Genomic DNA, 25,054 nt, shown 5'->3' on the forward strand with positions numbered 1-25,054 from the left:
CCCCGGTGTGCTGCGGCGATATGTCCGCATCATCCCACGATGACCGCGCTGAGCACACGGGATGCGGCCGCGCCGCTCAGGGCGACCGACTCGTCGGGGTCGACCGCGAGGAGCACCGGCGTGCTCTCCGTCGACGTCGCGCCGCCGCCGAGGAGCCCGCCGCCGGTGCCCGGACCGGGGTCGTCCCCGCCCGGCCGCGCGAGCACCACGGCCGCTCGGGCGAGCCGGGTCGCCTCGTCGCCGTCGTGCAGCGCGGCCGCGACGACGTCGACGCGCATGCCCGGCACCAGCACGTCCGCGACGCCGGCGTCGGCGAACCGCACCGGCACGACGACGGTCCCGGAGGGCCCGGTGGCGGCGTCGTCCACGAGCAGCTCGGCCACGAGCGGCAGACCCGCGGGCACCGCGACCGCGAGTCGTCGCCCGGTCAGGGCCGTGACCGCCGACGACCGTGTCGAACCCGCGTCGCTCGCCCCGTCGACCGTGGCACCGGCGGCGTCGGCTCCGTCGTCCCCGGCGCGCCCGTCCGCGGCCGCGGACGCGTCTGCCTCCGACCCGGTCGCCGACCACTCGTCGGCCAGCGCCGACGGCAGCAGCGCGACCGGTACCTCCGCGAGCCGCACGTCCCCGGGCGCCAGCACGGTGCCGACCGCCAGGTCGCGCGCCGCGACCGGCACCCGCGCGGAGGGCGGGTCGGCCGGACGGACCAGCCCGACGGCGAGCAGGGCGGCGAGCCCGGCGCACAGCGCGGCCACCGGCCGGCGGGCGCGCCAGGTCAGCAGGCGGAGCCGGCGGCGGGCGGCCGCGGAGAGCGGGTCGGTGAGAGGCACGACGCCGACGCTAGGCAGCCCACGGGACGGCGGCGCCCCGCCGGCCGGCCGGCTGGGGACGGCGCGCGCCCGCCCAGGCTGTGGAGGACTCGGCGCCCGCTCGGGGCGCGGGTCCGGCGGAGTGGCCGCGAACGGCCCGGGGCGTCAGCTCGCGGCGGGCTTCGCGGCGCTCGTGGAGGACGACGTCGACGCGGCCGGCGCCGGGGTCGACGTGCTCGTGGTCGACGAGGACGACGTGCTCGACGACGACGTGCTCGACGACGAGCTGCTGCTGCTCGCGGAGGTCGTGGAGCTGGAGGTCGACCGCGAGTCGTTGCGGTAGAAGCCCGAGCCCTTGAACACGACGCCGACGGAGGAGAACACCTTGCGCAGCTTCCCGCCGCAGGCGGGGCACTCGGTGAGCGCCGCGTCGCTGAACGACTGGTGGATGTCGAAGGCGTGGCCGCACTCGGTGCAGGTGTAGGCGTAGGTGGGCACTGCTGTCTCCCGCGGATGACGTGACCTGGGTGGACGGGGAGCCGGTCGCCGGGCGGACCCGCCCGCGCCCCTGGCACTCCCTCTGTCCGAGTGCCAATGATACGCGCGCCCGCGATATTCCTCGCCGTGCGTCCGCGCTGGCCCCGGAGGCGGGCCCTGCGCGCCCCCCGTTCAGCCGCCCAGCCGGACCCAGCGCTCGGGCGTCGCGACCATGTCGACGGTCCGGTCGTGCGGCTCGTGCGGCAGCGGCCGGGTCCCGGCGTCGTAGAGCTCCTCGGCGAACACCAGCGCGACGACGGGCGTCCCGGGGCGGGCGTGCGCGAGCGCGCGGTCGTACCAGCCGCCGCCCTGCCCGAGCCGGTTCCCGGCGGTGTCGACGGCGAGCGCGGGCGCCACGATCACGTCGACCTCCGCGATGGCGTCGGCGCCGAGCGAGGGGCCGGACGGCTCCGGCGGGCGGCCGGGGGCTCGCTCGAGCAGGTCGTGCCGTCCCGCGAACCACGCCCACTCGCGCTGCAGGCCGGCGCCGAGCACGGGGAGCAGCACTCGCGCGCCGCGTGCCGCGAGCGCGTCGAGCAGCGGGCCGGTGTCGGGCTCGGTCGGTCGGGCGCTGTAGGCCGCGACCACCCCGGCGTCCGCGAGGACCGGGATCGTCTGGACGACGTCGACGAACGCCTCGGCCGCGGCGGCCCGCAGGCGGGGCGACCGGGCGCGGCGCGCGGCGCGGATCGCGGCCCGGAACTCGTCCTTCACCTCGGTGATGCTGCTGCCGTCGGAGACGTGCGGATACGGCTGGGCAGCGGCGCTCATGGCACCCAGTCTCGCAAATCGCCCCCGCACCGGGTAGGACCAAAGGGGTTGAACCGGCGCGGCCGGTGGGCGGCGGGCCGCGATGGCCGGGCATGATGCGGGCATGAGATCCGTCCAGGACCAGCTCGCGGCGGTGCTCGCCGGGGTCGGACCGGTGGCCCCGCTCGACGTGGTGCTCGCCGACGCGGCCGGCACGATCCTCGCCGAGGACGTCGTGGCCCCGGCGGACGTCCCCGCCCGGCCGGTCGCCGCGCGCGACGGCTACGCGGTGGCGACCGGCGACCTGCGCGGCGGTGCCCCGGGCGCGCCCCTGGTGCTGCCGGTCGCGCACGACGTGCTCGCGGGCGACCCGGCGGCGCTGCGGCTGGCGCCGGGCCAGGCGGTGCGGATCGCGTCGGGCGGCCCGGTGCCGGCCGGCGCGGACGCGGTGATCCCGGCCGAGGACACGGACCGCGGTGCCGTGCGGGTGGCCCTGCACCGGGTGCCGGTGCCGGGCGAGCACGTCCGCGCCGTCGGGGCCGACACCGTGCGCGGCACCGTCGTGCTCGCGGCCGGCACCCGGCTCGGCGCGCGGCAGCTCGCGACCGCCGCGGCCGCGGGTCGTGGCCGGCTCCGGGTGCACCCCGCGCCGCGCGTCGTGATCGTCTCGATCGGCTCCGAGCTCGCGGAGCCCGGCACGCCCCCGCGCGACGGCGGCGTGTACGAGTCGGCGGGCCACGCGCTCGAGGCGGCGGTCCGGGACACGGGCGCGACCCCGGTCCGGGCGGGCGTCGTGCCGGACGACCGCGCCGTGCTGAGCGAGGCGCTCGAGGACCAGCTGGTGCGCGCGGACGTCGTGGTCACCACGGGCGGGCTGTCCGAGTCGCAGCACGACACCCTCGCGGACGTCCTCGCGCCGCTGGGCACGGTGCGGTTCGACCAGGTGGCGATGGCACCGGGCTTCCGGCACGGGTTCGGCACCCTCGGCGACGGGCCGGACGCCGTGCCGCTGTTCGCTCTGCCGGGTCACCCGGTGGCCTCGCAAGTCGCGTTCGAGGTGTTCGTCCGCCCCGCGCTGCGGGCGATGGCCGGGCACACCGACCTGTTCCGGCCGTCGGTGACGGCGCGCGCGGACGTCGGCTGGCCGTCTCCGGCGGGCGTGCGGCAGTTCGTGCCGGCCGCGGTCGTCGGCACCCCGGGCGAGGGGTACCGCGTCACGCCCGTCGGCGACCCCGCCGTCCCGTCGATCACCGGGTTCGCGCACGCCAACGCCCTCGCCGTCGTGGGGGAGCAGGACTCCGCCGTCGTCGCCGGGCAGGTCGTGCACTGCCTGGTGCTGGAGGGTTGATGCCGCGCGGTTGGCCCGTGGCCCTCACCGACGGCGACGTCCGGCTGCGGCCGCTGCGGCGGTCCGACGAGGCCGCGTGGATGCGGCTGCGCGCGGTGAACGCGGCGTGGCTGGAGCCCTGGGATGCGACGTCGCCCGAGCCCGTGACGGGTCGGCGGCCGACGTTCGGGCAGTTCGTGCGGACGCTCGACCGGCAGGCCCGCTCCGGGACGTCGCTGCCGTTCGCGATCGAGCACGCCGGGGAGCTGGTCGGCCAGCTCACCGTCTCGGGGATCACCTACGGGTCGCTCTACTCGGCGTCGGTCGGCTACTGGGTCGCGCAGCACGTCGCGGGCCGGGGGATCACGCCGACCGCGGTTGCGCTGGCGACCGACCACTGCTTCACCGCGCTCGGGCTGCACCGGGTCGAGGTGAACATCCGCCCGGAGAACCGGCCGTCGCTGCGCGTGGTCGAGAAGCTCGGGTTCCGGGACGAGGGCCTGCGCGAGCGGTACCTGCACATCCAGGGCGCGTGGTGCGACCACCGCACGTTCGCCCTGACGACGGAGGACGTGCCGCGCGGGCTGCTGGCGCGCTGGCACGCGCGGCGGTCCTCGGACGTCTGACCGATCCGTCCGCTCTGCCCGGGTTCGTCCGGGTGTGGCAGGCTGTGCTCGGCTCGCCGAATGACATCGGTGTGATTTTCACGCGGCGGGCCGCTCGACACGCCGCGACGGGTCCGGGGCCGGTGCCTGCGCCGCACCTACCGTCGTGGAGTGTACGAATTCGCCGGACCAGCCGCCCTCGTGGTGGTCGGCCTGTGGATCGCGTACCTGGTGCCGCACAAGCTGCGGCACCGGCAGCAGCTGCTGGAGTCGCGGACCGACGACCGGTTCTCCGACGCCCTGCGGGTGCTCGCCGTGACCGGCCCGGAGGGGTCCGGCCGCCGGCGGCGCGCGGAGGTGGCGGGCGGGGTCCGGCAGGACTGCGGCCCGGTGGAGAAGCGGGCCGGGCTGCTGACCCCGGGGACGGGGAACCGGCTCGCGACGACGGAGAGGGGAGGGGCCGAGGTGGACCGACCGCACGGGACCCAGGACAGGATCGGCGCCGACGCCGCCCGTCGTGCCGCGCAGCTGCAGGCCGCCCACGCCGCCGCGACCGCCCGCCGTGGCGCCGCCGCGCGCCGGCGCGGTGCCCTCGCGGGCGTGCTGCTCGCCGCCACGGTCGTCGGGTGGGTCGTCGCGGGCGTGACCGCGCTCGGCGTGCTCGCCGGCGTGGTGCCCACGGTGCTGCTCGCCGGGGTGCTCGGCCTCGGCCGCCGCGCCGTCGTGCAGGGCCGCCTCGCCGAGGACGAGTGGCAGCGCCGGATCCACGAGGCGACCGCGCCGCTGCGCGAGCGGGCCGCCCGCCCGGGCCGCAAGGGCGCAGCCGGGCGTGCCGTGCGCCCGTCGCTCACCGAGACCCAGGCGATCGAGCGGGTGCGCGCCGACGCCCCCGTCCGGACCTCGACCCGGGTGCGGGACGGCGGCCGCGAGGGCGACACCTGGACGCCGGTCGCCGTGCCCCGGCCCACCTACGCCACCAAGGCCCCCGCGCCGCGCCGCGAGCCGGCCCCGCTGGGCGAGGTCGAGGGCTCGACGCACGCCGCGCCCGTGCGCCGCACGACGGCGACCCCCGACGAGGCGGCCGTCCCCGCGGCCGCGCAGACCGCGGTCACGGCGACGGGGACGGACGGCGCCCCGGCGTCCACGACCCCGTCGGCCGCACCCGCGGACGGGACCCCCGCCGGCGCGCCCGCGCCCTCCGACGCGGCCCCGGCCCGTGGGGGCGTCACCGCCCCGGCGACCGAGGAGCCGACCGGCTCGATCGACCTCAACGCCGTCCTCGCCCGCCGCCGCGCGGCCGGCGCGTAGGACCGCGACCAGCCGTGTCGTGAGCACCCTCGAACGGGTGCTAGGCTAATCACCGCTTCAAGGGGCTGTGGCGCAGTTGGTAGCGCGTCTCGTTCGCAATGAGAAGGTCAGGGGTTCGAATCCCCTCAGCTCCACCACGACGCTCTTACTCGAACCCGACAGACGAGTAAGTAGCTCATCAGATAGCAAGTTCAGGGAGAGCCCGCCGGCAACGGCGGGCTCTTCGTGTGTCTGGGGGATGGCGGAGCGGGTCTGTGCGACGAGGTCGCGGGTGCTGGCGCTGAAGAAGATCCCGTAGGGCTCGTTGTAGGTGACCTCGATACGGTGGGTGCCGTGTGTGTCCTCGATCACGTCGAGACGCTCGAAGAGCGTCTGGTTGAGCATGCGGCGGACGTGTTCGGGTGCGACGCGGTAAAGCTTCGCGCAGTGCTGCGCGAGGTCGAGGGCCTGGGTGATGAGCCGGTCGGCTTCGGTGTAGTCCGCTGAGAGGGCGTCCAGGCGGCGAGTGGTGGCGTTGAGCTCGGTGGTGAGCTGCTGCTGCTCAGTGCGGAGCATGTCGATGCCGATGGCGTCGTTGTAGTGGGCCTCGAGGAGCTTGCGCTGCCGACGCTGGATCGACAGCTTCGCCTGGTGCAGGTGCTCACGTTCGGCGTCGGTGTCCTTCCGCAGGAGCTTCAGGCCCGCGCGGAGCAGGTCTTCCAAGGCGTCGCGGAACTCGGCGGTGAGGGCGATGCGCTGATACAGATCGGTGATCAGGTCTTCGACGTGGTCGATCTGGATGGAGCGCAGGGTGCAGGTGGTGCGCTTGGAGTGCCGGCCGAGGCATGCGTAGTAGGGGTAGGTGGTGCCGTGGCGGTTGGTGGTGATCTGCACGATCATCCGGAACCCGCACTGCCCACAGAACAGGGTGGACTTCAGATAGTGGTCGTGGGTGATCACCCGTTCCCCGGCGAGCTTGCCGTGCAGGATGGTCTGGACGGTCTCGAAGGTGCCGGGGTCGACCAGCGGGGTGTGCTGGCCGGGGTAGGTCACCCCGCGGTAGGTGATCACGCCGGTGTAGAAGGGGTTGGTCAGGATCCCGTGGACGGTGCGGACCTGCACCGGTGCTGAGGCGGTCCGGGCGGTCGCGAGGGTGGTCAGGCCGCGCTCGTTGAGCTCGCGGGTCAGGGTCTTCAGGGACCAGTCCCCGCTGGAGTAGGCCTGGAACGCGTACCGGATCAGTGGCGCGCGTTGCTCGTCGAGGGAGGCGGTGCGTTCTTCGCGGCCGTTGGTGATGCGGCGGGTGTTGAGGTAGCCGAGGGGTGCGCGGGTGATGACGCCGCCGCTGGCGGCCTTCTGGCTCATGCCCTTGATGACCTCGCCGGCGAGGTTGCGGGAGTAGAACTCCGCGATGGAGGACATGATGCCGTGCAGCAGGATCCCGCCGGGGGTCTGGTCGATGTTCTCGCTGGTGGAGACCAGGCGGATTCCGTGGGCGTCGAAGCGCTGGTTCAGGGCGACGTCGTCGGCGCGGTTGCGGGCGAGCCGGTCGAGCTTGTGCACGATGACGTAGTCGATCCCCTCGCCTTCCTCGTCGAGGTAGCGCAGCATCTCCTGCAGTGCCGGGCGGCGGGTCGTGGTGCCGGAGGCGCCGCGTTCGACGAACTCCTTGACGACCTTCGCGCCCATGGCGGTGGCCTTCTTCTTGTTCGCCTCTCGCTGGGCGGGGATCGAGAAGCCTTCTTCGCGGCCGCCGCGTTCGGCTTGTTCGCGGGTGGAGACCCGCAGGTAGGACACGGCACGCTTGATCGTGAACTGCGAGGTCAGCGCGGCCAGCGGGTCGACGGCGGCGCCAGGTGGTGTGGGGGTGGTTGTTGTGAAGGGCATGTCTCCATTCATGCTCTCTTCTCCCGAAGAGTCCAGTGCGAAATCGCTCTGACCAGCACGTTTATCCACAGGTGCTCCACGGTGGTTGAGGTCATCGGGCGAAGGCATGGATGAGACCTCCGGCCTCCACGACGTCGTACAGGTGCGTGGTGATCCCCCGGAAGGCCGCGGTCTGGTCCCAGGTGAGCAAGCCGTCGGGGATGGCCCAGGTGCGCCGGAAAGCGGCGAGCGCTTCAGTCCAGCCCATGGCGTCCAGGTGCTCGGCGACGAGCGCTTCCGGGGTGGCGAACGAGCCGTGGTGGCTGTCGAGGAAGTCGAGCTCGAGTGTCTCCGCGTTCACGTCGACGTCGGGCAGTGTGGTGAACGCCGCAAACGGTGGGCCGTGTTCGGCATACAACTTGACCAGGCGACGGCGGGCCGTCTCACTCGTAGCGCGGTCGATCGCGCGGTTGACGAGTTCGGCCGCGTCGGTCGCGGTGGATGTGGGTGGGTGTTCGGGCGCGCGGTGTCGCGGCCCGGAGTCGTGGGAGTGAAGGTGCTCCATGGGGTCCTCCTTTCAGGGGGTCAGGTAGTGGTGGGTGGTCCGGAGCGGAGCAGCTCGGGGAGCTCGTCGGGCGTGATGACGAGGAAGAGGTCGGCCCGCAGGTGGGGCTCCGCGCCGAGGTGCCGGCGCAGTTGCTCGCGGCGGCGGGTGGAGGGCACGAGCCAGACGACGACCGGGAACGCACCTGATGTCTGTTGTTCGGTGCCGGTTCGCTGGTAGCGCTGATAGGTCCAGCAAGTCGCGATCACTCGAGCGGGATTCTCGGTGGCGCGGTCGATCTCGAGGAAGTAGTCATCGCGGTACTGCTCGGACTTGACGGTGAGGTGCAGGTCGGGGCGCACCGACACGGGCTGGCCGTGCGGGCCGAGGAACCGGCGCCAGGAGTGGGGCTCGCCGGTGACCTGGGCGGTCGTGTCCGGCAGGTCCCGGACGGTCTCGGTGATCAGGACCTGGGTCTCGGTGACGGCGAGTAGGTGTGCCAGGAACGTCGTCGACGTCAGCTGGGGGCGTTGCCGAGAACGGGACCCGGTCAGGGTGCGGTGCCCGCGGGTCGTCAGTGCCCAGACGGCGGCCTGTGAGCCGCCCTGCCAACCGCCGACCCGGCGTTCGAGGTGGGAGACGAGTCCGGCTCGGTTCAGGGACACGAGGTGTCGTGCTGTCTGGCGCAACGCGGAGCGGCTGCTGCGGTAGGCGGGTCGAGTGACGCGCGCCAACTGTCGAGTGGTAGCGAACCGGAACCGGCCGACCAGCGTCAGGAGTTCGGCATGGATCGGATGAGAGAGATCGTCCCCGAGGCGATCCGGAAGTGACGGTGCGGTCATGACTCGGCTCCTGGGGTGGCAGCCGGCTGGCGGTGACTCCACGTGGTGGGGTCAGTCGCTTCCCTCTTTCGCTGCGGACCGTCGCGTGACCGGGCAGAACGCCGGATCGTGAGCGCGGCGATGCGTCTGTCGGTACGTCTCGTCGTCTGCTCCCCAGTGCGGCGGATCATCGGCGGACTCTCCCGATCGGTGCGTCGTCCTCCAGAGGCTCCGGGTTCGCGGAGACGGGGTTGATGAGGTCGAGGATCGCCTGCTCGGTCTGGCTCGCAGGCACGCCGTAGCGCTGGTGGGAAGCGGCATAGAGGTCGGCGCCATCGCCGGTCGCAGGTGGCGCCTGATGGGTGGCGGTCAGGAACCATCCGGTCGGGCGCCCGGCCTGAATAAGGTGGGCGTAGGCGTGAAACGGTGGCAGGAGCATGAAGTCCTGGGCTTCGAGCCCGGGCGCGTTGCGGGCCGCCGTCGCGGCGTCGGTGCCACCCAGGCCGAAGTAGATCTTGGAACGGGCGTTGGTCTCGAGGGACTGGCGCATCGCGGGTGTCAACTGGGCTAGGTACTGGTTTGCCACGGTGAACGAGGCACCCAGTGATCGGGCCTGGGCGAACGCGTCGGACAGATCGCCGGGAAGCCCGTCGAGGAAGTCGTGGACCTCGTCGATGTAGATGCCGACGATGTGCCGGTGGGTCAGCGGTGAGGCTTGGCGAGCCAGGATCCGTGACCACAGTTGTCCGAGCAGGAGTGTGCCCAGCAGGCGTGCGGCATCGGCTCCGAGGAGTCCCCGGTTGAGGTTCACGATCACGATGCGGCACTTGGTGAAGAGCTCGCCGACGTCGAACGTCGGCTCGGACTGACCGAGCACGGCGCGCAGACCCGGCCGCAGGATTAGCTGACGCAGCTTGTTCAGGACGGGCGCTATCTCCTCGGCCTGCTGGTCTGGCCTCTTGGCCTCGTAGCGATCCCAGAACGCCCCCACCCCGAGCGGGTCAACAACCTGGCTGAGGACACGGCGGCGGAAGGCCGGGTCGGTCAGCAGAGGTGGCAACCACAGCAGGTTGGCGCCGGGCACGCGGGCGAGCGTCAGGAACGCTGCGGTCAAGATGTCAGCGGAGCGGATTCCCCAGTGCTGAGCGAACAACGACTGGAACGTTGACAGCAAAGTGTCGGCGGTGACGGCCTCCTGACGCGCGGGGCCACGCAGCGGGTTGAACCCGACGGGCGCGACGTTGGTCGGGTCGAGCACGACGACGTCGTCTCGACGCGCCGCTGGTACTCGGGCGAGGACATCCGTCGCGAGGTCGCCCTTGGGGTCAAGGACGAGCACTCCCCGCCCTGCTGCCATGTCCGCGGTGATCATCGAGAGCATGACCGTGGATTTCGCGGAGCCTGTTGGTCCGAGCAGATGCGTGTGAAAGGCCGCGTCGCGGATGGGCAGCCCTACCGGCTGGGAGGGGTGCCCTGCGGCTGCGGTATGCCCAAAGACTCGGTCCATTGCGACGAGCGGAACCTGCGGAACAGCCTGGCGCGGGTGCGCCGGCCCGAGCAGCGGCAGAGGCGGTTCTCCGACCGGCCAGCCGGTCAGGCCGACGAGCTCGGCTGAGGACAGTGTGAGCGGCCACCGCCATGGGCGGCGTGCATGGTCGAGGTAGGACGGGGTTTCCTGGTCCAGGCGAAGGCGCGACGTGGCGGTCTCCAAGACCCGAAGTGCCCCGAGCACTTGGTGCGCGAGATGCCGAGCCTTTGACGCGGTGGCGCCGCTGACGCCAACACGGACGTTTGCCGAGAACCCGTGCAACCCGTCGTGACGTGTGTTGGAGCCGTTGAGTCCCTTCGGTCCGGCTGTCGGTGATCCGAGGACAAGGTCGAGCCACGCCCGTGATGAAGGTTCACGATGGAGGGGGCCGCTGTGGCGGCGTCCGAGGAGTAGCTGCACGACCACCTCTTCGCGGTCTTCAAGGCGGGTCAGCGCGCCGAAGAGACCGCGGACGGCGGCGGCGACCCGGTCCGGTGACAACGCGAGGTGGGCGCCGGTGAGTCGAAGGCGTCCCGTCTGTTCGACCGCCCGACGAACTCGGCGCGGGACGTGCGTGCGTGCAGGCAGATGATCGGTGACGAGCGCACTGACCGCGTCGAGCTGTGCCGGCACCGCTCCGATGAGCCAGCGGGCGCCGTCTGCGACCGCTCGTAGTTCGAGAGCGATCGTTCCGAGTTCGGGGGAGGCGGCCAACTGCTCTAGGGCGTCAGCCGCAGCCTGCCGGGGGAGTGCGGTTTGCCACACGACTTCCCGCCACTGCATGTTCTGACTACCCTGTTTCATCGGATTCCCCCTCTCGGTGTTTGTTTTTCTCCAATTGTTTATGAGCGACTTTCTCCTTTTCGTCAAGATGCATCACGAGAATCAGGAGGGCGCGAGCGAAGGCCTCGCGGTCGATCTCCTCGCGCCAGACCGGCACGATCCGGTGGCGCGACGTCCGCGGCGTTGGGCGCCGGTGCGGGCTCATCGCGGGCCTCCTTCACGACGGCCGGCACGCGTCACCACTGCCGTCGACGCCACCACCAGCCGCCCATCGCGACGGCGGCCCCGGTGACCGCGATCGCGAGCAGGGCGACCCAGATCCGGGCGAGCAGCTCGATGGCGATGACGAGGACGACGACGGCGAGCAGCAACTGCGTACTCGCCCTCAGCAGCCGCGTCGTCCATGAGCTCGGCGGCGAACCGTCCGGCATGCTTCACCCCTCTCATCGGGCGGCCCTCACCGCGGGTCTTGTGCTCGAGGCGGTGATGCTCGCCGCGTCTGGCGACATGTCGGCGGGCACGGGGTAGCCCCAGCGCGCCAGGGAGACGGTCGCGTCGCACTCGTTGCCCCAGATGTCCCAGTGCTTGTCCGTGGGCGCGTTGCGGCGGGCGAACAGCTCCAGGAACGGCCCGTCACCGCCGACCATGCGCTCAATGATCTGGTGGATCTCTTCGGGCTTGTGAGAATGCTGCTGCAGGGCGTGGAAGCCCCAGTTCGGCTGAGATCGGAACGCGACCCTCGTGCCCTTGCCTCGCACGCCGAGGAGCAGCAGCTCGCCGGCGTTGCGGAAGGTGTTGCCGAGCGTGAAGCGCGGCTTGGCCCAGAAGTAGAACGACGTGTAGCGAAAGCCCCAGGCTTCCAGGACCTCGATCCCGAGCGGGACGGTGGCCGTGGTCACCCATAGGAAGCAGAAGGCGTTATCGGCAGCGAGTTCGCGGACGGCCGGACCCATCTCCAGGATCTGGCGGTTGGTCATGAGGTCGTAGTGCTTGATTGCGCCCTGCTCCCCGATCTGGGCAACCGACCACGGTGGATCGGCGTAGATGGCGGTGAATGTCCCCGGAAGCGGGGTCTTGTCGGGGTGGTTGTGGTGATCGTGTTCGGTCATGGCAGAGTTCTCCTTCGAACATGAAGTGGTAGAAAAGCGACGACGCCGAGCGGTGCCGTCTGAGCCCTATTTAGCACCGTTGGCGTCAGGAATAACACCCCAGTGACGGGCCCTTCGGCCGTCGATGCGACACCGGGCCGCGAGGGCAGCACGAACCGACCCGGTGTGCCAAAAGGCGGTGTTGTCAGATCGACGACAGGAACCGGGATCGGTGTCGCAGGAGATCCCCGGGACACGGCCGCAGCCGGCTGTCGAGGCCGGCTGCGGCCGATGGCCTACGGCTTCTCTGCAGCCCTGCGCATCGCCTCACGGGCTTGAGCCGTGATCTGCTGCATGCGCCAGTCCGCGATCCGCTGCTCGACCAGGATGCGGAGCGCCTCCGGGTCTGTACGCTCCGCTGGTCGGCACAGGGCTCCCATGACGAGCCCGATCAGCAGGGCGATGCCGGCGACGACGATGATCGTCCCCATGGGGCTCAGCTCCCGAGCCGACGGGCAGCGTTCATCACGACCGACCCGAGCGCGATCTGCGTCAGGTCCCCGATCGCCACCAGGCGGGCCTGGGCAGCCGGGACGGTCTCCGCCAAGTCTCGCTCGAGCTTGGTCAGCATCGCGATTTCGGTCATCGCCCGCTGGCCGACCTGCGCGACCGCGGAGGCGCGGGCGGCCTCGATCTCGGCCCGGGACTGCACGCGAGCTTGGGATAGGCCGGTCTCGGCCATGAGATGGGCCAACTGCTGCTGGACCCGACGAGTCAGCGCTGAAGAAGGGCGCTGGAACGGCACAAGGTCTCCGGAATCGACCATTTCAAGTCACGACTCCCTGCTAGTAGTGCTTGCGCTACATACATCTCCACCGGACGGAGCGACATCCACTGAGCTCCCGTCGGGTGAGAGCGGTTCCGCGGCGTCGAGGTTGGTCGCCTCGGCGAACCGTGAGTAGACCGGATCAAAGTTCGGATCGGGTGCGAAGCCGGACCCGACCGCGCCTTCGAGCATGCCGTAGTCAATCGCCATGTGATCCTCCGATTCGTACTGAACTGGTCAAACCAGCGTGCAGTACCGACACGGAGAACAGTGGATGACAGTCCCGCTGACATCAGGCCTGACATGTCAGCCTATTGCACGGTGACCCGCAATTGAGATAGAATAACGACATGAGAAGTAGAATCGCAGTCGCGGGGGCAGACTTTGGGTTTAATCTCGTCTGCTCTGGCTACATGGTCGAAGATGAGAAAGTGCTACTGGTGCATCACAATCGTTTCGACAAGTGGGTGCCGCCTGGCGGGCATATCGAGGCGGGCGAGACGTTCGCTGAGGCCGCAGAGCGCGAGTTCCAGGAGGAAACGGGAATCTACGTCGACGTCGTTGGCGCGGGATCCGAGATCCATCCGGCCGACAGTAACGCCTGCGCGTTGCCATTGCCGTTCTATACGGACCTGGAGCTCGAGGGGTTCGCTGTTCCTACGATCGTGCAATTCTACTACGTCCGAAGGCGCGCCGAACGTCGCGACGAGGTAGTGCCCCAGATTTCCGAGGTCCATGCTGCCAGGTTCTTCAGCATCTCAGAACTCAGTGAACTGCAGACATTCGATCAGGTCAGGTCGGTCGCGACGTACGCGCTTCGCCATCACCCGGATGCGACGCGATAGCGACCGCTCTTCTGATCGAACTCCACGAACTTCGTAACGAGTGAGTTGGTTTGCTCACCAATCGCATCGTTTAGGCGGCCAATGTACCGAGAAACCCCGCCTTGCGATATGAGCAAGACCGAAGCGACTTCGCGGCTCTGCAGCCCGAGAGGCGCGTTGACGAGTGTCTCCGCAAGCTGAAACATCTTCGGGGAGAGGTGTGCCTCGAATCGGTGGCCGCCTGTCGCGATGGTCACGGTAGACGGTGGCTCGAGCGCGCTCTGAAATACGAGGGGCTTCAAGGCACCCTCAACGGCTCCGCCATCTAGTGGCGCCTCGCGAACCTGGAAATAAGCGCGGGTCGCGTGGAAAGCCGCGCGAATCGTTGCATTACCGCCCGGTTCAACCCACATGCGAGCGGAATTCGACCATCCTTTGTCCAATTCGCGCCAGGCTGCGCTCAGCGACCGGTGACCCGGGTGGACGCCTGCGCTACAAGTTGCCGCTAGGCACATCGCGTACGACGGGTGTTGCCAGACGGTTCCGGGCACTTCCGGATCGCTTTCGACGTAGTGTTCCCACCGGGAATGGTCTTGCGTCAGTCGGATGGCGCTTTGTTCGACGAGTTGCGGTAGCGTCTCGCGCAAGCGCGGTTCGAGGATGAAGTCAAGTCCAGCGTCTTGGAGTGACCGCAGAGCAAGGATTGAGAGTGCAGTCTTTGCGGGGCTCGCCCCATGTGATGCGAACGTAGAGGGGGGCCAAAGGCCGTCCGGCCGTCTGTGTCTGAGAAGACCCTTCGCTGCGAACTGAGCGATCTCGGCTAGTTGGTGCCTTAGTCTTTTCGCGCGCGCCTCGCCGATGGTGGCGGTCATCTCGTTGATCCGCCTGTAGGTAACTGAAATCGCGCTCAGACCGTTGGCGGTTTGGTGGATCGAGGTATCGCCGCCGCCCTGCAGCTCGGGCCAACCATCACGAACACGATTCGCTTCGAGCCAGTCCATGCACCACTCGATTGTGTCAACCGAAGCCGGATCTACCAGCGATTGGGCGTACTGCGAAATCCCCGAGAGGGCAAATATGGGAAATCGTGCGTTTCGCCCGCGTCCGCCGTCTTGGCGAAGTCTGGTGTGGTCGCGAACATTATTGTTGATGTAGCGGATTGCGCGCATCACCCGGTCGTCACACGGCACTCCGGTCAGTGCGAATACCTGGAGGACCTCCGAGGTATTCACAATAGACGAAGCCTGCGTCAGTGTCAGCCCCCATCCTCCGGTGTGATCCTGAGCGCGCAGCAGAGTGCGGTTCGCTATTTGAGCTCGCTCGGCGAACCATCGGTATGGTCGCGGTGGCATGCTCGACCCCCTCGCTGTGCTCCATCGCCCCGTGTTGATGCACGTCCGGGCTGCCGCCCGGTTCGGGGTGGATCCCCACCCGGCTTCGGGTTGTCCCGAGCGCAGGCTATCTGCTGAGCGAAGAATCCAGTACTAGGTGCTACCGATCAAGTGCCCCTGGCTTCAGCGATGATCACCGTGTTGATAGCGGTCGGGCGCGCGCCTTAGTCCTCGTCTCGGTGGCGCCCGATCAGCACTAGCCGGCCCGGAACGGCGTCTGCCACCTCGGGAGTGCTAGGGAGGTCTTCCTTAAGGACAGGCGGCAGGGCCTCTATGACCTGATACCGCAGCGTCCCCGCCTGAGTCGTTACCTGGACTTCGTCCCCTGCTACTGCTTGAGCGAGCGCGTTGAACACCGCCTCGAGCCGGGACACGTGGCCGTAGAGGTAGACGGTGTGATCCGCAGGCTCTGCCGGCGCGCCTCCGCCTCACCACCGCGCGACGACATCCCGGTGAGGCGCATTCACCCACCCGTCGGCTGCAGCGACGATCTCGTCGGTGTGCTCATCGACCTCGGTATCGGTGCCGAGCGCTGGGATCTGGATCCTGTTCGGGGGAGAGGGCGGCCCATCCGCCGTGAGCGCCGTCGAGTTCGGTGCTGCGGTGTACTCCTGCGGTCTGAGATCCAGAGGCGATCCCGGAGATCGTGAGCGATCGGAGGTCCGCCCTACTTTGCGTCGGGGTCCACGCACCCTGACAGTGGGGTCTGGGAGTAGAAGATCTGGTGGCCGAACTTGCTCTCGTGGCAGGTGCTCACCCAACCTGCGTCGGGGACGACTGCTGCGATCTCGGTTGCGAGATTGTCGGGCGCGAGGATCGCGGTCGACGCGACGTCCCGGAACGCCACGCTGTCCTCAATGTAGATGACTACGAGCTCGCCGGGAGCCACTGCCGACATCCCTCGGGGGTTTTGGCGACTGAACTCGGCGGTGTTCAGGCCGGCTTGGATCATGCAGTTCCCGGTGAACTCGCTCCTGTCAGGCCCTGTGAGCATGATGCTGGCGGCCGGTTCGCTGCAGAGCCCCGGCTGTGCGGGGTCGTATCGGTAGACCGGTCCGAAGAGGACCATCGCGTCTTTCGAGACTCGTTCGAAATCTCCCTCGATGTCCGACAGATTGGTGACTTCGAGGGCTGCGCTGTAGGCGCGGGACGTGCCACCGTTCTCGAAGACCTCCCACTCGCCCTGCCAGTAGAAGGTGGGGCGCAGTTCCCACTCGACGCCGGCGCTGTCCACGTAGGTGAACTGGGCGATCGAGTCACCCGCGTCGATGGGTGGCTCGACTATCCTCTCGTCCGGACTCGCGAAGCTCGGGGTCGAGATGGGTGCGGCCGCAACAGTAGTCGGGATGTGACCAGCTTCAGGGATCGAAGCAGGCTCAGAGCAGGCCGCGAGTGGGAGTTGGAGCACAAGGGCGACCGCCGCGACTCCGAGTGCCCTGGCCCTCGGGGCGGCACGGCCAGGCCTCGCGAGTTGCACGGGGGTGTTCGTTACTGACGGGTTCTGTCGCCGCATGGGGGTCCTTGGTGGGTGGTGTGCTTGGAGATCGGCGGATGGCGATGCGAGCGAAGCGGGTCGTTCTCGCACGAGGCGTCGCTGAAAGCTGATCAGTCTTGGTTCCAGGCGCGCAGGGGCAGGGCGAGGTCTGAGAGGAAGATTCCGAAGGGCCTGGTGAGGAGTTCCGCGTCGCCTTCGGGGTGGTCGGGGGAGCGATAGCCCTCTATCGCGACCACCACCGGGACCGGGCCCCACGTCTCGTCGCTCCAGTTCGGCTTGAGGAAGTCGCCTCCTCCTGCGGCGCTGCGGCAGACGGCACCGTCGCTGAAGCCGTACCCGATGGCGGTGCCGGCCCGCGAGAACTGGTAGATCTCTTCGCGGGCGGGGAAGTCCGGGGTGTCGTTGGTGACCGTCACTGTCCCGAAGGCGTAGCCGGCGGTCTCCGCCGTGATGTGCCCGATGTCGACGTTCTCGAAGTCCTGGCAGGGGAACTCGCCTGTCCCGCCGACGTCGGCCCACGAGAGCGACGTGAGGGAGACTTCGTCGCCCGGAATCACTGGGCCGAGCTCAAGCGTGAGGGTCTGGCTGTACCCGTCGACCTCGCGCGTGGTCGACCGGCTCTCGCGGGTCAGGCTCGGCGCGAGCTGATGGAACCGAGCGAGTTCATCAAGACCCGTGGGGACGGCCGTGGCGAGCGTGTCAGCTTCGCCCCGCCGGCAGACGCCCGCGACCGCGTTCGCCTGGACCTGGTCGACCTCGGGTTGACCCGCGACGGACGCAACCGTATTCATCTGCTCCACCGGCCCAAGCGACATGTACTCGAGGCAGGTCACCTGCGCATCAAGAGCACTCAGCCCGCCAGCAGTGGTCTCGGCAGGCGCCGGTGCGGCGCCAGAGTCCGAAGGAGCGGCCGGTGAGGTACAGGCCGTAAGCAGGCTGATCGAAGCGAGCGCGACGGCGGCTGTTGTTCTCGCCCGGTCACCTCGGTTCGGGCGGGCATACAGGGTTCCGTTAGGCAGTGGCATGGCTTCCCCTTTTCTGCGCGGGCGACGGTGTCACCGGCGCGGATCTCAAGCAGGACCCGTCGCCTGACGTGCACGGGCGACGCGTGCGTGCCAGAGTATGCACGCTATAGCGTGCAACTCCTAGTGTTCGTAGAGGTCACGGTTGATCGGTGACCGGAGCGAAGACCGACGAGTGGGCGGACTATGCCCGCCGCCTCGGGATCGCGCTGAACCGGCGCCGCCACGAGGTCGGCCTGTCCCAAGAGCGCCTGGCGAACGCTGCCGGCCTCACGCGTGGCTACTACCAGCAACTCGAGCAAGGTGCCTCGAGGACGGGGCGCGTCGCGAACCCGACCATCCAGAACCTCATCGCGCTCGCCCAGGTCCTCGACACCACAGTCGGGGAGCTCATCCCGCCTGACCCGCCCGACATGAGGGCGGGTCGTTAGCAGGGTCTCGTACCGCTTCACGCGGGGTCGACCTCGAATCGGATGCGGGCTGCGCTCCGCAATTCGACGGACTCGGTCGCTCGGTGCCGGAGGGCAGCGGTGGGTCGCATTGGGGGCCTTTGGTCCGATGGGCGGGCTCGTCGCCGACCACGGTGACGGCAGTCGTCGGCGTTCTGGTGCCGTCCGAGCCCGAACGGACACTTCGGAGCGCTGTGATCTGGTACTTCTTGGCGCGGCGCCGCTTTCGACGCCGACCCGGGAGCTCCGAGGAGACCAGTGACGCAGCAGACCGCTCGTGAGGATCAAGGTGCGTCCACCCTGGATGCGGACGACACGCTTGAGCAGTTCGCGTCCGATCTGCGCGAGCTTCGTCGCCGTGCGGGCAACCCGACGCTGGCCGCCCTTGACCGAAAGAGTGGAATCTCGAAGTCCGTCCTCTCGGATGCTCTGAACGGCAAGGCGCTACCCACGGAGCGCACGATCGAAGGGCTCGCGTACGCCCTCGATGCGGATGTAGGGGCGTGGATCGAACGAAGGCGGCGCCTTGATCCGACGCTGCGCGCGGAGCGTCGCCCCGACCCGAGGCGTCCCGTGACAGTGCGCCGGCGTACGGCGATCTGGCTGGCTCTTTCCAGCGCGGTCCTCTCCGCCGTCCTGACACTCGGCGGGGCATGGGTTGCATGGCGCCCGGTCGAGGTGGACGCGACCGCACCGCAGTTCGCTGTCGAGAACGGAACGGATCCGGCGACGACACCGTGCGTTGATGACGCCGCGGTCGTCGCGAGCGAGACGCGGGAGCGCGACACCCAGCTGCAGCTCATCTACTCCGAGGCGTGCCACGCCGCCTGGGCGCGGATCACCCGCTACGACGACGCGTCTGCGGGCAACACCGTGTCCGCCAGCGTCTACCGACAGATCGCGCCAGACGCCGACGATCGGCAGGACACCACCGAACCCGACGCGCAGAGCGCCTACACGACACTCATAGTGCGGCAGACGCCGCAGACGCGGCTCTGCGCGAGCGGGTCGATCACCGTCGATGGAGAAAGCCTCGATCTGGGCGCCCCGGTATGCGTCTAGAACCCCGGCAGCCGCACGGCCACGCATATGGAAGACACGCGCTAACAGAAGGAGCAGAGATGCTGCGAGCGATCCGCAGGGTGACAGTTGGTGTTCTCAGCGTCGCGCTACTTGCGGCGTGCAGTTCGGCGCCGCCACAGGAACCCGTCGACGACTGGACGTCTTCTGCGGAGTCGCCGTCTGAGACCGTCTCTGCAGAGCCTGAGGTGGTCACTTCCACTCAGCCGGCACAGCCGGTCATCCTGACTGACTCCTGGGCAGACGGAGACGGATACCAGTACGAGGTTGCGATCACGCAAGCAAAGGTCGAGGCGAGCAAGGACGTTGCCAACGCGAAGCCTGGTGAGGCGCTGATCTCCTGGAAGTGGCACGTGAGGGCTGACGCGACCAACGCAACGCCCGAACGCAACGCGCCGTATCCCAGGTTCGCGGTCGAGCCGCTGTGGCCCGTGGACAGCCCGGTCTGCGCGGTCGGGTTTTATTTGGTGCGGCAGGGCCTCGGGTCGAACGACCCCGCACACGGCGCAGACCAGTGGTGCACCCTGTCGACCGTGCCGCAAGGTGGCGCGGGCGACTCCGACGAGCTGGCGATCGGAGAAACGGGCGTGGTCAGACTCGACATGAACAGCAACATCACGGTCTCCATCGTTGTCCCTGAGGCGGATGCTGACGCGGTCGTCGCAGCCTTGCAGACGCCGGCGGTCATCGCGATGGGTCGTGAGGGCGGGACGGGTTGTGCGCTCGCGAACGGCGGAGATCTTCACCTGTCAGTTGCCACCGCGGACGTCGGCGGCTGCAATCCATAACTAAGGGCTGTCTCTAGTACGCGCGACTACACGACCCAGGCGGTCAGGACGACGGCCGGCGTTGTTGCGTCGAAGGTGTCGAAATCCTCGGTCCAGCGGAATGACGTCGCGATGAAGAACGCGCTACTCCAGTCGCCCAGGAACGGTGACTCTTGCATAGCGCCGTGGCCAAGCGAGATCCGGACTCGACATCCACCCACCTGCGACGACTGCGCCCATGCTGAGTAGGTAGGCCTCCGCGTCCGTGATGGGAGCCCGGCCATCGGCAGCCATATGGAATTCCCGTCGCGCCACCGGCGAGCCGTCGAACTCCAAGAGGGTCAGCGCCCACACGGCGTGGGCGTCGTCGACCCGGTCGCAGTGGAGCATGGCGACTCGTGCACCACCGAACACTGTGTCGCCCAGTTGGTCGATCTCCGGTGAGCGTCGGGAGGGGTCTGACGGTCCCACGGCCACTCCTCTTGTGATAGCTCGGCGCCCGTCTCGACTAGCCAACTCGATCGGAACCTGTCTCGACAAGAGGGCGTGGCACTGCCCTCTCGAGAACCGGCCGCGGTCTCGTGGTCTGGACACCCGTCGCAGGGCGCATCGACCGCACACCGCCACGGGCCTCGCGATCGTGCCGTGACACGCTCCGTAGCTGAACAGCTGGTGCTCCGTTGCCTGAGCAACTGGTGCTGGGCGACTAGTGACGCGTTAGTGGGTAAGCCAGTGCTCCCCAGCGGCGTCCCGCGCGAGCTCGAGGGTGTCGAAGCGGCACGTGACGGTCCCCGGCGCGCCCAGGCTCGACGGATCGAACTCCCAAGAGAAGTACCAGCCCAGGACGTCCTGAGAGACGACGTACCGCACGCCGGAAGCGTGTCCGATCGAGGTCTCACCGCGGGTGCGCCACTCCATGCCCACATCTTGGGCCTGACGCATCAGGAAAACCTGGGACCACTCGAATAGGTGAAGACCCCCGAGTCAGTAGCGTTGAGGCCGGGGTGGACATCCCGCGACGGCTCGACTTCGCCGTGCTTCGCGCACGGCGCATGTGTGGCAGCTGGGGGCGCGGCGCAGGGGACGCACCCCCAGCCCACCAATCATGGCGCGGCCCGCCGCACCTGCCTAGTACTCTTACCTGGTCGCTCATGTTCCGGGCCAGAGACGTGCCCGGCGCGAGTTATGTCGCCCCTTGGGCCAGCCCTCGCAATCCGCCGCGGGTGCTTCTGGCGTCAGCGAGCACGGCCTCGCCCCGACGATTTCTGATTAGCGCCGATCGCCCGGTTGCATGCTCTGAGGACGGGCGGTGGGTCCAGTTCCGTCTATGCTGTGATTCTGCGCCGATCCGCGCACAGATTCGGAGGAGATCCCGTGACTCAGAAGGTTATTGTCCAGCTCACCGACGACGTCGACGGTGGTGAGGCGGCGGAGACGGTCAGCTTCGCGTTGGACGGCGTGAACTACGAGATCGACCTCAACGAGAAGAACGCGAAGGCGCTGCGCGAGGCGATTTCCTCCTTCCAGACGGCAGGCCGACGCGTCTCGGCGTCGTCGCGCACCGCACCGCGGCGCGGTGTCGGGCGTGACTACAACCCGAAGGTTGTGCGGGCGTGGGCTGTGGACAACAAGATCGATGTGCCGGAGCGTGGACGCATCCCGGGCACGGTCATCGAGCAGTACCGAGCTGCGAACGGCTGACTTCTACTCCGAGCGGGCATCCGAGCGCGGCCAGGGGATGTGCTGAGGTGCCGCATCCAGCCCAGCGGGAGTTGCCCGACGCGTTGCGAGCACCTGACGCGGTACGACGCTACCGGAATGAGGTTGCCACCGGCCTGATCCTCAACAGGCAGCTGTCCGCTTCGAACGTGTCGATCGTGGCGACGAGGTGCAGGTTGTCGCCTACGCCGACGGTGCTCGTGATGTTGTCGTTGGCCCAGTGCATGTCGGAGGTGGTGTTCACGTCGGAGAACTGGAAGGCGGGCCCCGGCTGGGAGGTCTCGTTGTAGTCGCCGGCAGCGATGAGAATGTCGTACCGGGTGGTGTAGCCGTCGTGGTTGTTGATCGCGACGAGGCTGCCATCGAACTCGATCGTCTGGCCCGCGCGCTCGTCGGCGAACTGAGCGATCGCGTCGCTGCAGTAGTCGCCCTCGACCAGGATGGCGGCGAAGGCTGGGTCCGCTGCTGCGGTGACCACGGATGGTGCCGACGTTGCCGCCTCCACCGCGGGCTCGGAGGTCTCGTCGTCGGGTGTGGGCGACGCGTCGGTCCCGTCGTCGCAGCTGCGGTCGACGGTCAGGCGCGGCGAGCCGGTAAAGGGCTCTCGGGCTGCGGGGAATTGCTCGCACACCTGCCAGTTCGACGTGTCCACGACGCCGAACACGCCGCCACCCTCGACGTCGACATCGTCGGTGAATCCGGCACTCTCGATCGCGGATAGCGCTGCGTCGAGCTGCTGTCCGGTCACGTCTGGCATCTGTCTGGCGTCCTGTTCGGCCCCGCACGCGGCGACCCCAAGGGTCACAGCGCAGACGGTCAGGAGACGGCTCGGGCGCATCACGTACCTCTCGATCCGACGTTACTTCTCGTACCCCATCGGCATCCGCCGACTGCGCGATGAGCCCCAGCGTGGCACCTCGGAGATCCTGCTCAGGCGGGTGCACTGGGCTCTCAGCCGAATCCTCGGCCTGCGGTTGGTCGACCTCGTGGGTGACCGATCCCTCGCGGCCCGCCGCTCCGCCTAGGTCGAGGCCGTTCACGCGTGGTCCCGCGAGCTCGACATAGCGCTCGCGCGCCTGTACCGGATCCCGTTCCTCGACAACGGCGAGGGGGCTCCAACCGCAAGGTGATGCAGAAGCATCGTGACAGCGAGACACGGCCGCCACTATGCTCGCGACATTCGAGGCCACGAGCCCATCCGAGGCGCCGCGCATATGAGGCAGGCCCAGGTGCGGACCGGTAGCAAGCCGGCGCGCGCCCCGCACGTTCGCGAGCGGCTCTGTGCCCTGCAACAAGATCCCGTACCCCACGCCCCGCGCCGCTGCCCGTGCACTGGCGTTTATCCGACCGCGGATGAAGGCGCTCGGGCGCCGTGGTCCGGTCGCTGTGCATCCGTGCCAACGCTGCGGTGCATGGCACCTCACCTCGAAGCGGCCGGCGGGTCGACGCGCACGCGAGTGGCAGATCCGAGGCGGCTTGCGGGTCTGAGGCGGGGGTATCGGGTCAGGCGAGGCTCGGATGTGCCTCACGCGAGAGGGCCCGCTCGGTCGTGGAGCTCGCGTGCGGACGAACACCGGTAGATCCTCGACGCACATGTCGCAGGTGCGCGGAGCGAGGCCGCATCCCGCGCGCTCATCGAGCGGCTTCGCGGCGGCCGGTAACTGACTGCGATGAGCCGGGAGCGGTACTGCGCCGTCGTCAGAGAGTCCTCGAGCTCGATCCTGATCGCGGTGGTGAGGACGAAGATCACCGAGGAGCACGCCCGGGAGGCGTGAACGGGTCGGCGACAGTCGGCGGGGCCGGGTGATTTCACCCGCGAGGACCTCACGGGTGTCTCCTGACAGGACAACAATCGAAGGCGCCTCGTCTGGAAAGGAGCCTCGTCTTGGCCACCGGCCCGCCGCGCATCGCTGACTTGAGCCCGTCCGTGGCTCGAACCATCTGCATCGTCGTGCTCCACGCGCCCCAGCCTGCTCCCGAGGGGCACACCTCCTGGCGTCTGAGTCTGGTGAACATCTCCGGAGCCGTTGTCGCCCGCGAGCACGTACTCGAACCACCCTTCCCAAACACGCTGAGCGAGCTCGCACGTCCTAGCCTTCGCTCCCTGGGTAGACGAGTTCACGGCTCTTGGACAAGTGATCACGACGCGGCAGGACAGACCCGGCACCGCGCTCGCATCATCTAGGCCAAATCGAAGCCTTGAGGCGAGGGCACAAGGTCCACCGGCCGCCTCGGTTTCGCGTGCGAGACTTTGTGCTTCGACTAGGGGGCGCCGTGACTGAAATTCTCGACCGAGACGACGCGTTCACGTTTCTCGACGCCTTCGCGGTCCAGGCGGCCGACCTGCTGGACACCCCGACGGAGTGCAGCCTCATCCTTCGTCAGCACCATCTGCTCAGGTACGTCGCCAGCAGCAGTTTGCGCGCCGCGGTGCGACCAGACCGAAGTCCTTGTCGGTGAGGGTCCGTGTGTCACCGCGATCCAGCAGCTCCGCGGAGAGCTGGTGCTCGACATCGCAGCCGATGAGCGCTGGCCGGCATGGCGCACCGTCGCACTGGACGCCGGCTTCCGGTCGGCCGCGGCGCTCCCCGCGGTCATCGACAACGACACGACGGTCGCGCTCAACCTTTACGCGGAGGCGTTGGACCCCTGGGATCGTGACGCGCTGCTCGCCGTCGATGCGCTGGCCCAAGTGGTCGCCGAGAAGATCCGCAACGTGGGCGTCCTCCCTGGCGCCTCGGTCCCCGCTTAGCCGCCCCGCCGCGAAGCAGAGCTTCAGGTGCGCTCGCGGGTCGGCAGCGTCGCGATATCGAGGTAGAAGACCCCGATCCGCTTGACGGCGACGCTCAGGTCGTCCCAGTTCAGGGGCTTGGTCACGTAGGCGCTCGCCTGCGCCGCGTAGGCGCGGATCACGTCCTCCTCCGCGTCGGAGGTCGTCAGGACAATGACGGGAATCGGGGTCAGGTCGGGGTCGCTCTTGATGTCGGCCAGGACCTCGCGGCCGTTGACCTTCGGCAAATTGAGGTCGAGGAGTATCAGGTCGGGCCGCAAGGCCTGCGCGAACTGCCCTCGCCGGTGCAGGTAGTCCAGCGCAAGTTCCCCGTCTTCGACAGCGGTGAGGTTGCCGGAGGTGCCGTTCTCGTCGAACACCTCTTCGATGAGGAGGCGGTCGCCGGGATCGTCCTCTACGAGCAGTACCCGCGCGTTGTGAGAAGTGAGCACGGCCGAGTGTGACACACCACGACCTCTCGCCGACGCCTACCTGAGCTCTGTCACCAGCGGCAGCACTCCTGCGGCGTCGAGTGACGAGCGAGCCGCTTCCCCTACGCCGCGAAGGACGATCGACGCGCCCAGTCCGAACGTTGTGGACCTCGCATTGCGAAGCCAGTCTATGTCAGAGGTCTCTGGACCGCTGAGGCGGGCGTGCATCGCGCGAGCCGCCGACAGTCCCGAGTGCGAACCGCACGCGCTCTCGCTCGAGCGAGACCGATTCGACATGCCAACCGGCCGCCCTCCAGGCGCGAGCCTGGGACTTG

Annotated in this window: 26 protein-coding genes, 1 tRNA gene and 3 pseudogenes; 12 read left to right on the forward strand and 18 right to left on the reverse strand. The window is 68.9% G+C overall.

Annotated elements, in window-relative coordinates; genetic code table 11:
* Positions 1-29: 29 nt before the first annotated feature.
* Positions 30-830 carry an SAF domain-containing protein gene (locus J5O08_RS00695; RefSeq protein ID WP_308281209.1) on the reverse strand — a complete coding sequence of 267 codons (801 nt, stop codon included), beginning with the start codon at positions 828-830 and terminating at the stop codon, positions 30-32.
* 121 nt (positions 831-951) lie between these two features.
* On the opposite strand from J5O08_RS00695, the gene J5O08_RS21455 reads away from it, so the two are divergent.
* The gene (locus tag J5O08_RS21455; protein ID WP_308281224.1) at positions 952-1,152 is read left to right on the forward strand and encodes a hypothetical protein; all 201 of its coding nucleotides are present in this window, start codon (positions 952-954) and stop codon (positions 1,150-1,152) included.
* A gap of 62 nt (positions 1,153-1,214) precedes the next feature.
* Here J5O08_RS21455 and J5O08_RS21460 read toward each other — a convergent pair.
* Together J5O08_RS21460 and J5O08_RS00705 are read right to left on the reverse strand one after the other, a co-directional pair.
* Positions 1,215-1,307: pseudogene (locus J5O08_RS21460) on the reverse strand (FmdB family zinc ribbon protein); the annotation flags it as partial.
* Positions 1,308-1,478: 171 nt separating this feature from the next.
* Positions 1,479-2,117 carry a 5-formyltetrahydrofolate cyclo-ligase gene (locus J5O08_RS00705; protein WP_147795700.1) on the reverse strand — a complete coding sequence of 213 codons (639 nt, stop codon included), beginning with the start codon at positions 2,115-2,117 and terminating at the stop codon, positions 1,479-1,481.
* 103 nt (positions 2,118-2,220) lie between these two features.
* Between J5O08_RS00705 and glp the strand changes: the two genes are divergently transcribed.
* The 5 genes from glp (at position 2,221) to J5O08_RS00730 (ending at position 5,822) form a co-directional block, all read left to right on the forward strand.
* Entirely contained in the window at positions 2,221-3,444 is a 1,224-nt protein-coding gene (gene glp, locus J5O08_RS00710; RefSeq protein WP_218704928.1) for a gephyrin-like molybdotransferase Glp, read from the forward strand.
* Positions 3,444-4,049, forward strand: coding sequence for a GNAT family N-acetyltransferase (locus tag J5O08_RS00715; RefSeq protein WP_147795702.1), 606 nt, complete (start codon positions 3,444-3,446; stop codon positions 4,047-4,049). The genes glp and J5O08_RS00715 overlap by 1 nt, the downstream gene beginning before the upstream one ends.
* Before the next feature lie 150 nt (positions 4,050-4,199).
* Entirely contained in the window at positions 4,200-5,336 is a 1,137-nt protein-coding gene (locus tag J5O08_RS00720; RefSeq protein ID WP_218704929.1) for a hypothetical protein, read from the forward strand.
* 61 nt (positions 5,337-5,397) lie between these two features.
* Positions 5,398-5,473: transfer RNA gene (locus J5O08_RS00725), tRNA-Ala, on the forward strand.
* 196 nt (positions 5,474-5,669) lie between these two features.
* On the forward strand, positions 5,670-5,822 hold the full coding sequence (locus J5O08_RS00730; protein WP_218704930.1) for a hypothetical protein: 153 nt from the start codon (positions 5,670-5,672) through the stop codon (positions 5,820-5,822).
* A 315-nt stretch (positions 5,823-6,137) separates the two neighbouring features.
* Here the strand turns inward: J5O08_RS00730 and J5O08_RS21825 are convergent.
* The 9 genes and pseudogenes from J5O08_RS21825 to J5O08_RS00780 form a co-directional block, all read right to left on the reverse strand.
* A pseudogene (locus J5O08_RS21825) lies at positions 6,138-7,310 on the reverse strand (recombinase family protein); the annotation flags it as partial.
* Positions 7,294-7,746 (reverse strand): hypothetical protein, encoded by a 453-nt coding sequence (locus J5O08_RS00750; protein WP_218704932.1) that lies wholly within the window; start codon positions 7,744-7,746, stop codon positions 7,294-7,296. The gene J5O08_RS00750 and the pseudogene J5O08_RS21825, both read right to left, overlap by 17 nt.
* Before the next feature lie 20 nt (positions 7,747-7,766).
* On the reverse strand, positions 7,767-8,567 hold the full coding sequence (locus tag J5O08_RS00755; protein ID WP_218704933.1) for a replication-relaxation family protein: 801 nt from the start codon (positions 8,565-8,567) through the stop codon (positions 7,767-7,769).
* A 166-nt stretch (positions 8,568-8,733) separates the two neighbouring features.
* Positions 8,734-10,878 carry a type IV secretory system conjugative DNA transfer family protein gene (locus J5O08_RS00760; RefSeq protein WP_218704934.1) on the reverse strand — a complete coding sequence of 715 codons (2,145 nt, stop codon included), beginning with the start codon at positions 10,876-10,878 and terminating at the stop codon, positions 8,734-8,736.
* Positions 10,865-11,062, reverse strand: a complete 198-nt coding sequence (locus tag J5O08_RS00765; RefSeq protein WP_218704935.1) for a hypothetical protein — start codon at positions 11,060-11,062, stop codon at positions 10,865-10,867. Before J5O08_RS00765 ends, J5O08_RS00760 begins: the two co-directional genes overlap by 14 nt.
* A 31-nt stretch (positions 11,063-11,093) precedes the next feature.
* Complete coding sequence (locus J5O08_RS20645) at positions 11,094-11,228, reverse strand: hypothetical protein (RefSeq protein WP_255589024.1); 135 nt, start codon at positions 11,226-11,228, stop codon at positions 11,094-11,096.
* A 72-nt stretch (positions 11,229-11,300) separates the two neighbouring features.
* A complete protein-coding gene (locus tag J5O08_RS00770; protein ID WP_218704936.1) occupies positions 11,301-11,966 on the reverse strand; it encodes an MT-A70 family methyltransferase in 666 nt (221 codons plus the stop codon).
* Between the two features lie 275 nt (positions 11,967-12,241).
* A complete protein-coding gene (locus tag J5O08_RS00775; protein WP_218704937.1) occupies positions 12,242-12,436 on the reverse strand; it encodes a hypothetical protein in 195 nt (64 codons plus the stop codon).
* A 5-nt stretch (positions 12,437-12,441) separates the two neighbouring features.
* Positions 12,442-12,657, reverse strand: coding sequence for a hypothetical protein (locus J5O08_RS00780; protein ID WP_218704938.1), 216 nt, complete (start codon positions 12,655-12,657; stop codon positions 12,442-12,444).
* Between the two features lie 464 nt (positions 12,658-13,121).
* Here J5O08_RS00780 and J5O08_RS00785 point away from each other — a divergent pair, with 464 nt between their 5' ends.
* A complete protein-coding gene (locus tag J5O08_RS00785) occupies positions 13,122-13,616 on the forward strand; it encodes an NUDIX domain-containing protein (protein ID WP_218704939.1) in 495 nt (164 codons plus the stop codon).
* Here J5O08_RS00785 and J5O08_RS00790 read toward each other — a convergent pair.
* The 4 genes and pseudogenes from J5O08_RS00790 to J5O08_RS00805 form a co-directional block, all read right to left on the reverse strand.
* Positions 13,595-14,827: a hypothetical protein gene (locus J5O08_RS00790; protein ID WP_218704940.1), complete on the reverse strand. Its 1,233-nt coding sequence runs from the start codon at positions 14,825-14,827 to the stop codon at positions 13,595-13,597. The genes J5O08_RS00785 and J5O08_RS00790 overlap by 22 nt on opposite strands.
* 323 nt (positions 14,828-15,150) lie before the next feature.
* Positions 15,151-15,375 (reverse strand): annotated as a pseudogene (locus J5O08_RS21830) (class F sortase); the annotation flags it as partial.
* Positions 15,376-15,653: 278 nt separating this feature from the next.
* Entirely contained in the window at positions 15,654-16,499 is an 846-nt protein-coding gene (locus J5O08_RS00800; protein ID WP_218704942.1) for a hypothetical protein, read from the reverse strand.
* Between the two features lie 92 nt (positions 16,500-16,591).
* On the reverse strand, positions 16,592-17,314 hold the full coding sequence (locus tag J5O08_RS00805) for a hypothetical protein (RefSeq protein ID WP_218704943.1): 723 nt from the start codon (positions 17,312-17,314) through the stop codon (positions 16,592-16,594).
* Positions 17,315-17,655: 341 nt separating this feature from the next.
* On the opposite strand from J5O08_RS00805, the gene J5O08_RS00810 reads away from it, so the two are divergent.
* The 4 genes from J5O08_RS00810 to J5O08_RS00825 all read left to right on the forward strand — a co-directional run bounded on the left by J5O08_RS00810 (position 17,656) and on the right by J5O08_RS00825 (position 21,500).
* Positions 17,656-17,934 carry a helix-turn-helix domain-containing protein gene (locus tag J5O08_RS00810; protein ID WP_218704944.1) on the forward strand — a complete coding sequence of 93 codons (279 nt, stop codon included), beginning with the start codon at positions 17,656-17,658 and terminating at the stop codon, positions 17,932-17,934.
* A gap of 276 nt (positions 17,935-18,210) precedes the next feature.
* Positions 18,211-19,014 (forward strand): DUF2690 domain-containing protein, encoded by an 804-nt coding sequence (locus tag J5O08_RS00815; RefSeq protein WP_218704945.1) that lies wholly within the window; start codon positions 18,211-18,213, stop codon positions 19,012-19,014.
* 59 nt (positions 19,015-19,073) lie between these two features.
* Complete coding sequence (locus J5O08_RS00820; protein WP_218704946.1) at positions 19,074-19,820, forward strand: hypothetical protein; 747 nt, start codon at positions 19,074-19,076, stop codon at positions 19,818-19,820.
* 1,353 nt (positions 19,821-21,173) lie between these two features.
* A complete protein-coding gene (locus J5O08_RS00825) occupies positions 21,174-21,500 on the forward strand; it encodes an Lsr2 family protein (protein ID WP_218704947.1) in 327 nt (108 codons plus the stop codon).
* Positions 21,501-21,609: 109 nt separating this feature from the next.
* On the opposite strand, the gene J5O08_RS00830 is transcribed toward J5O08_RS00825, so the two are convergent.
* The gene (locus J5O08_RS00830) at positions 21,610-22,266 is read right to left on the reverse strand and encodes a DUF4839 domain-containing protein (protein ID WP_218704948.1); all 657 of its coding nucleotides are present in this window, start codon (positions 22,264-22,266) and stop codon (positions 21,610-21,612) included.
* A gap of 1,641 nt (positions 22,267-23,907) precedes the next feature.
* Here J5O08_RS00830 and J5O08_RS00835 point away from each other — a divergent pair.
* Positions 23,908-24,270 carry a GAF domain-containing protein gene (locus tag J5O08_RS00835; RefSeq protein ID WP_308281223.1) on the forward strand — a complete coding sequence of 121 codons (363 nt, stop codon included), beginning with the start codon at positions 23,908-23,910 and terminating at the stop codon, positions 24,268-24,270.
* Positions 24,271-24,293: 23 nt separating this feature from the next.
* Here J5O08_RS00835 and J5O08_RS00840 read toward each other — a convergent pair whose 3' ends face one another.
* On the reverse strand, positions 24,294-24,740 hold the full coding sequence (locus J5O08_RS00840) for a response regulator (RefSeq protein ID WP_218704949.1): 447 nt from the start codon (positions 24,738-24,740) through the stop codon (positions 24,294-24,296).
* Positions 24,741-25,054: the final 314 nt, after the last annotated feature.

Source organism: Cellulomonas sp. PS-H5, from assembly GCF_019265565.1.
GTDB lineage: Bacteria > Actinomycetota > Actinomycetes > Actinomycetales > Cellulomonadaceae > Cellulomonas.

Bases quoted from the DNA above. Each gene is read 5' to 3' on its own strand.
- J5O08_RS00775 (WP_218704937.1), bottom strand. From the start codon at position 12,436: ATGGGGACGATCATCGTCGTCGCCGGCATCGCCCTGCTGATCGGGCTC.
- J5O08_RS00705 (WP_147795700.1), bottom strand. From the start codon at position 2,117: ATGAGCGCCGCTGCCCAGCCGTATCCGCACGTCTCCGACGGCAGCAGC.
- J5O08_RS00755 (WP_218704933.1), bottom strand. From the start codon at position 8,567: ATGACCGCACCGTCACTTCCGGATCGCCTCGGGGACGATCTCTCTCAT.
- J5O08_RS00750 (WP_218704932.1), bottom strand. From the start codon at position 7,746: ATGGAGCACCTTCACTCCCACGACTCCGGGCCGCGACACCGCGCGCCC.
- J5O08_RS00800 (WP_218704942.1), bottom strand. From the start codon at position 16,499: ATGCGGCGACAGAACCCGTCAGTAACGAACACCCCCGTGCAACTCGCG.
- J5O08_RS00785 (WP_218704939.1), top strand. From the start codon at position 13,122: ATGAGAAGTAGAATCGCAGTCGCGGGGGCAGACTTTGGGTTTAATCTC.
- J5O08_RS00760 (WP_218704934.1), bottom strand. From the start codon at position 10,878: ATGAAACAGGGTAGTCAGAACATGCAGTGGCGGGAAGTCGTGTGGCAA.
- glp (WP_218704928.1), top strand. From the start codon at position 2,221: ATGAGATCCGTCCAGGACCAGCTCGCGGCGGTGCTCGCCGGGGTCGGA.
- J5O08_RS00820 (WP_218704946.1), top strand. From the start codon at position 19,074: ATGCTGCGAGCGATCCGCAGGGTGACAGTTGGTGTTCTCAGCGTCGCG.
- J5O08_RS00715 (WP_147795702.1), top strand. From the start codon at position 3,444: ATGCCGCGCGGTTGGCCCGTGGCCCTCACCGACGGCGACGTCCGGCTG.
- J5O08_RS00765 (WP_218704935.1), bottom strand. From the start codon at position 11,062: ATGAGCCCGCACCGGCGCCCAACGCCGCGGACGTCGCGCCACCGGATC.
- J5O08_RS00770 (WP_218704936.1), bottom strand. From the start codon at position 11,966: ATGACCGAACACGATCACCACAACCACCCCGACAAGACCCCGCTTCCG.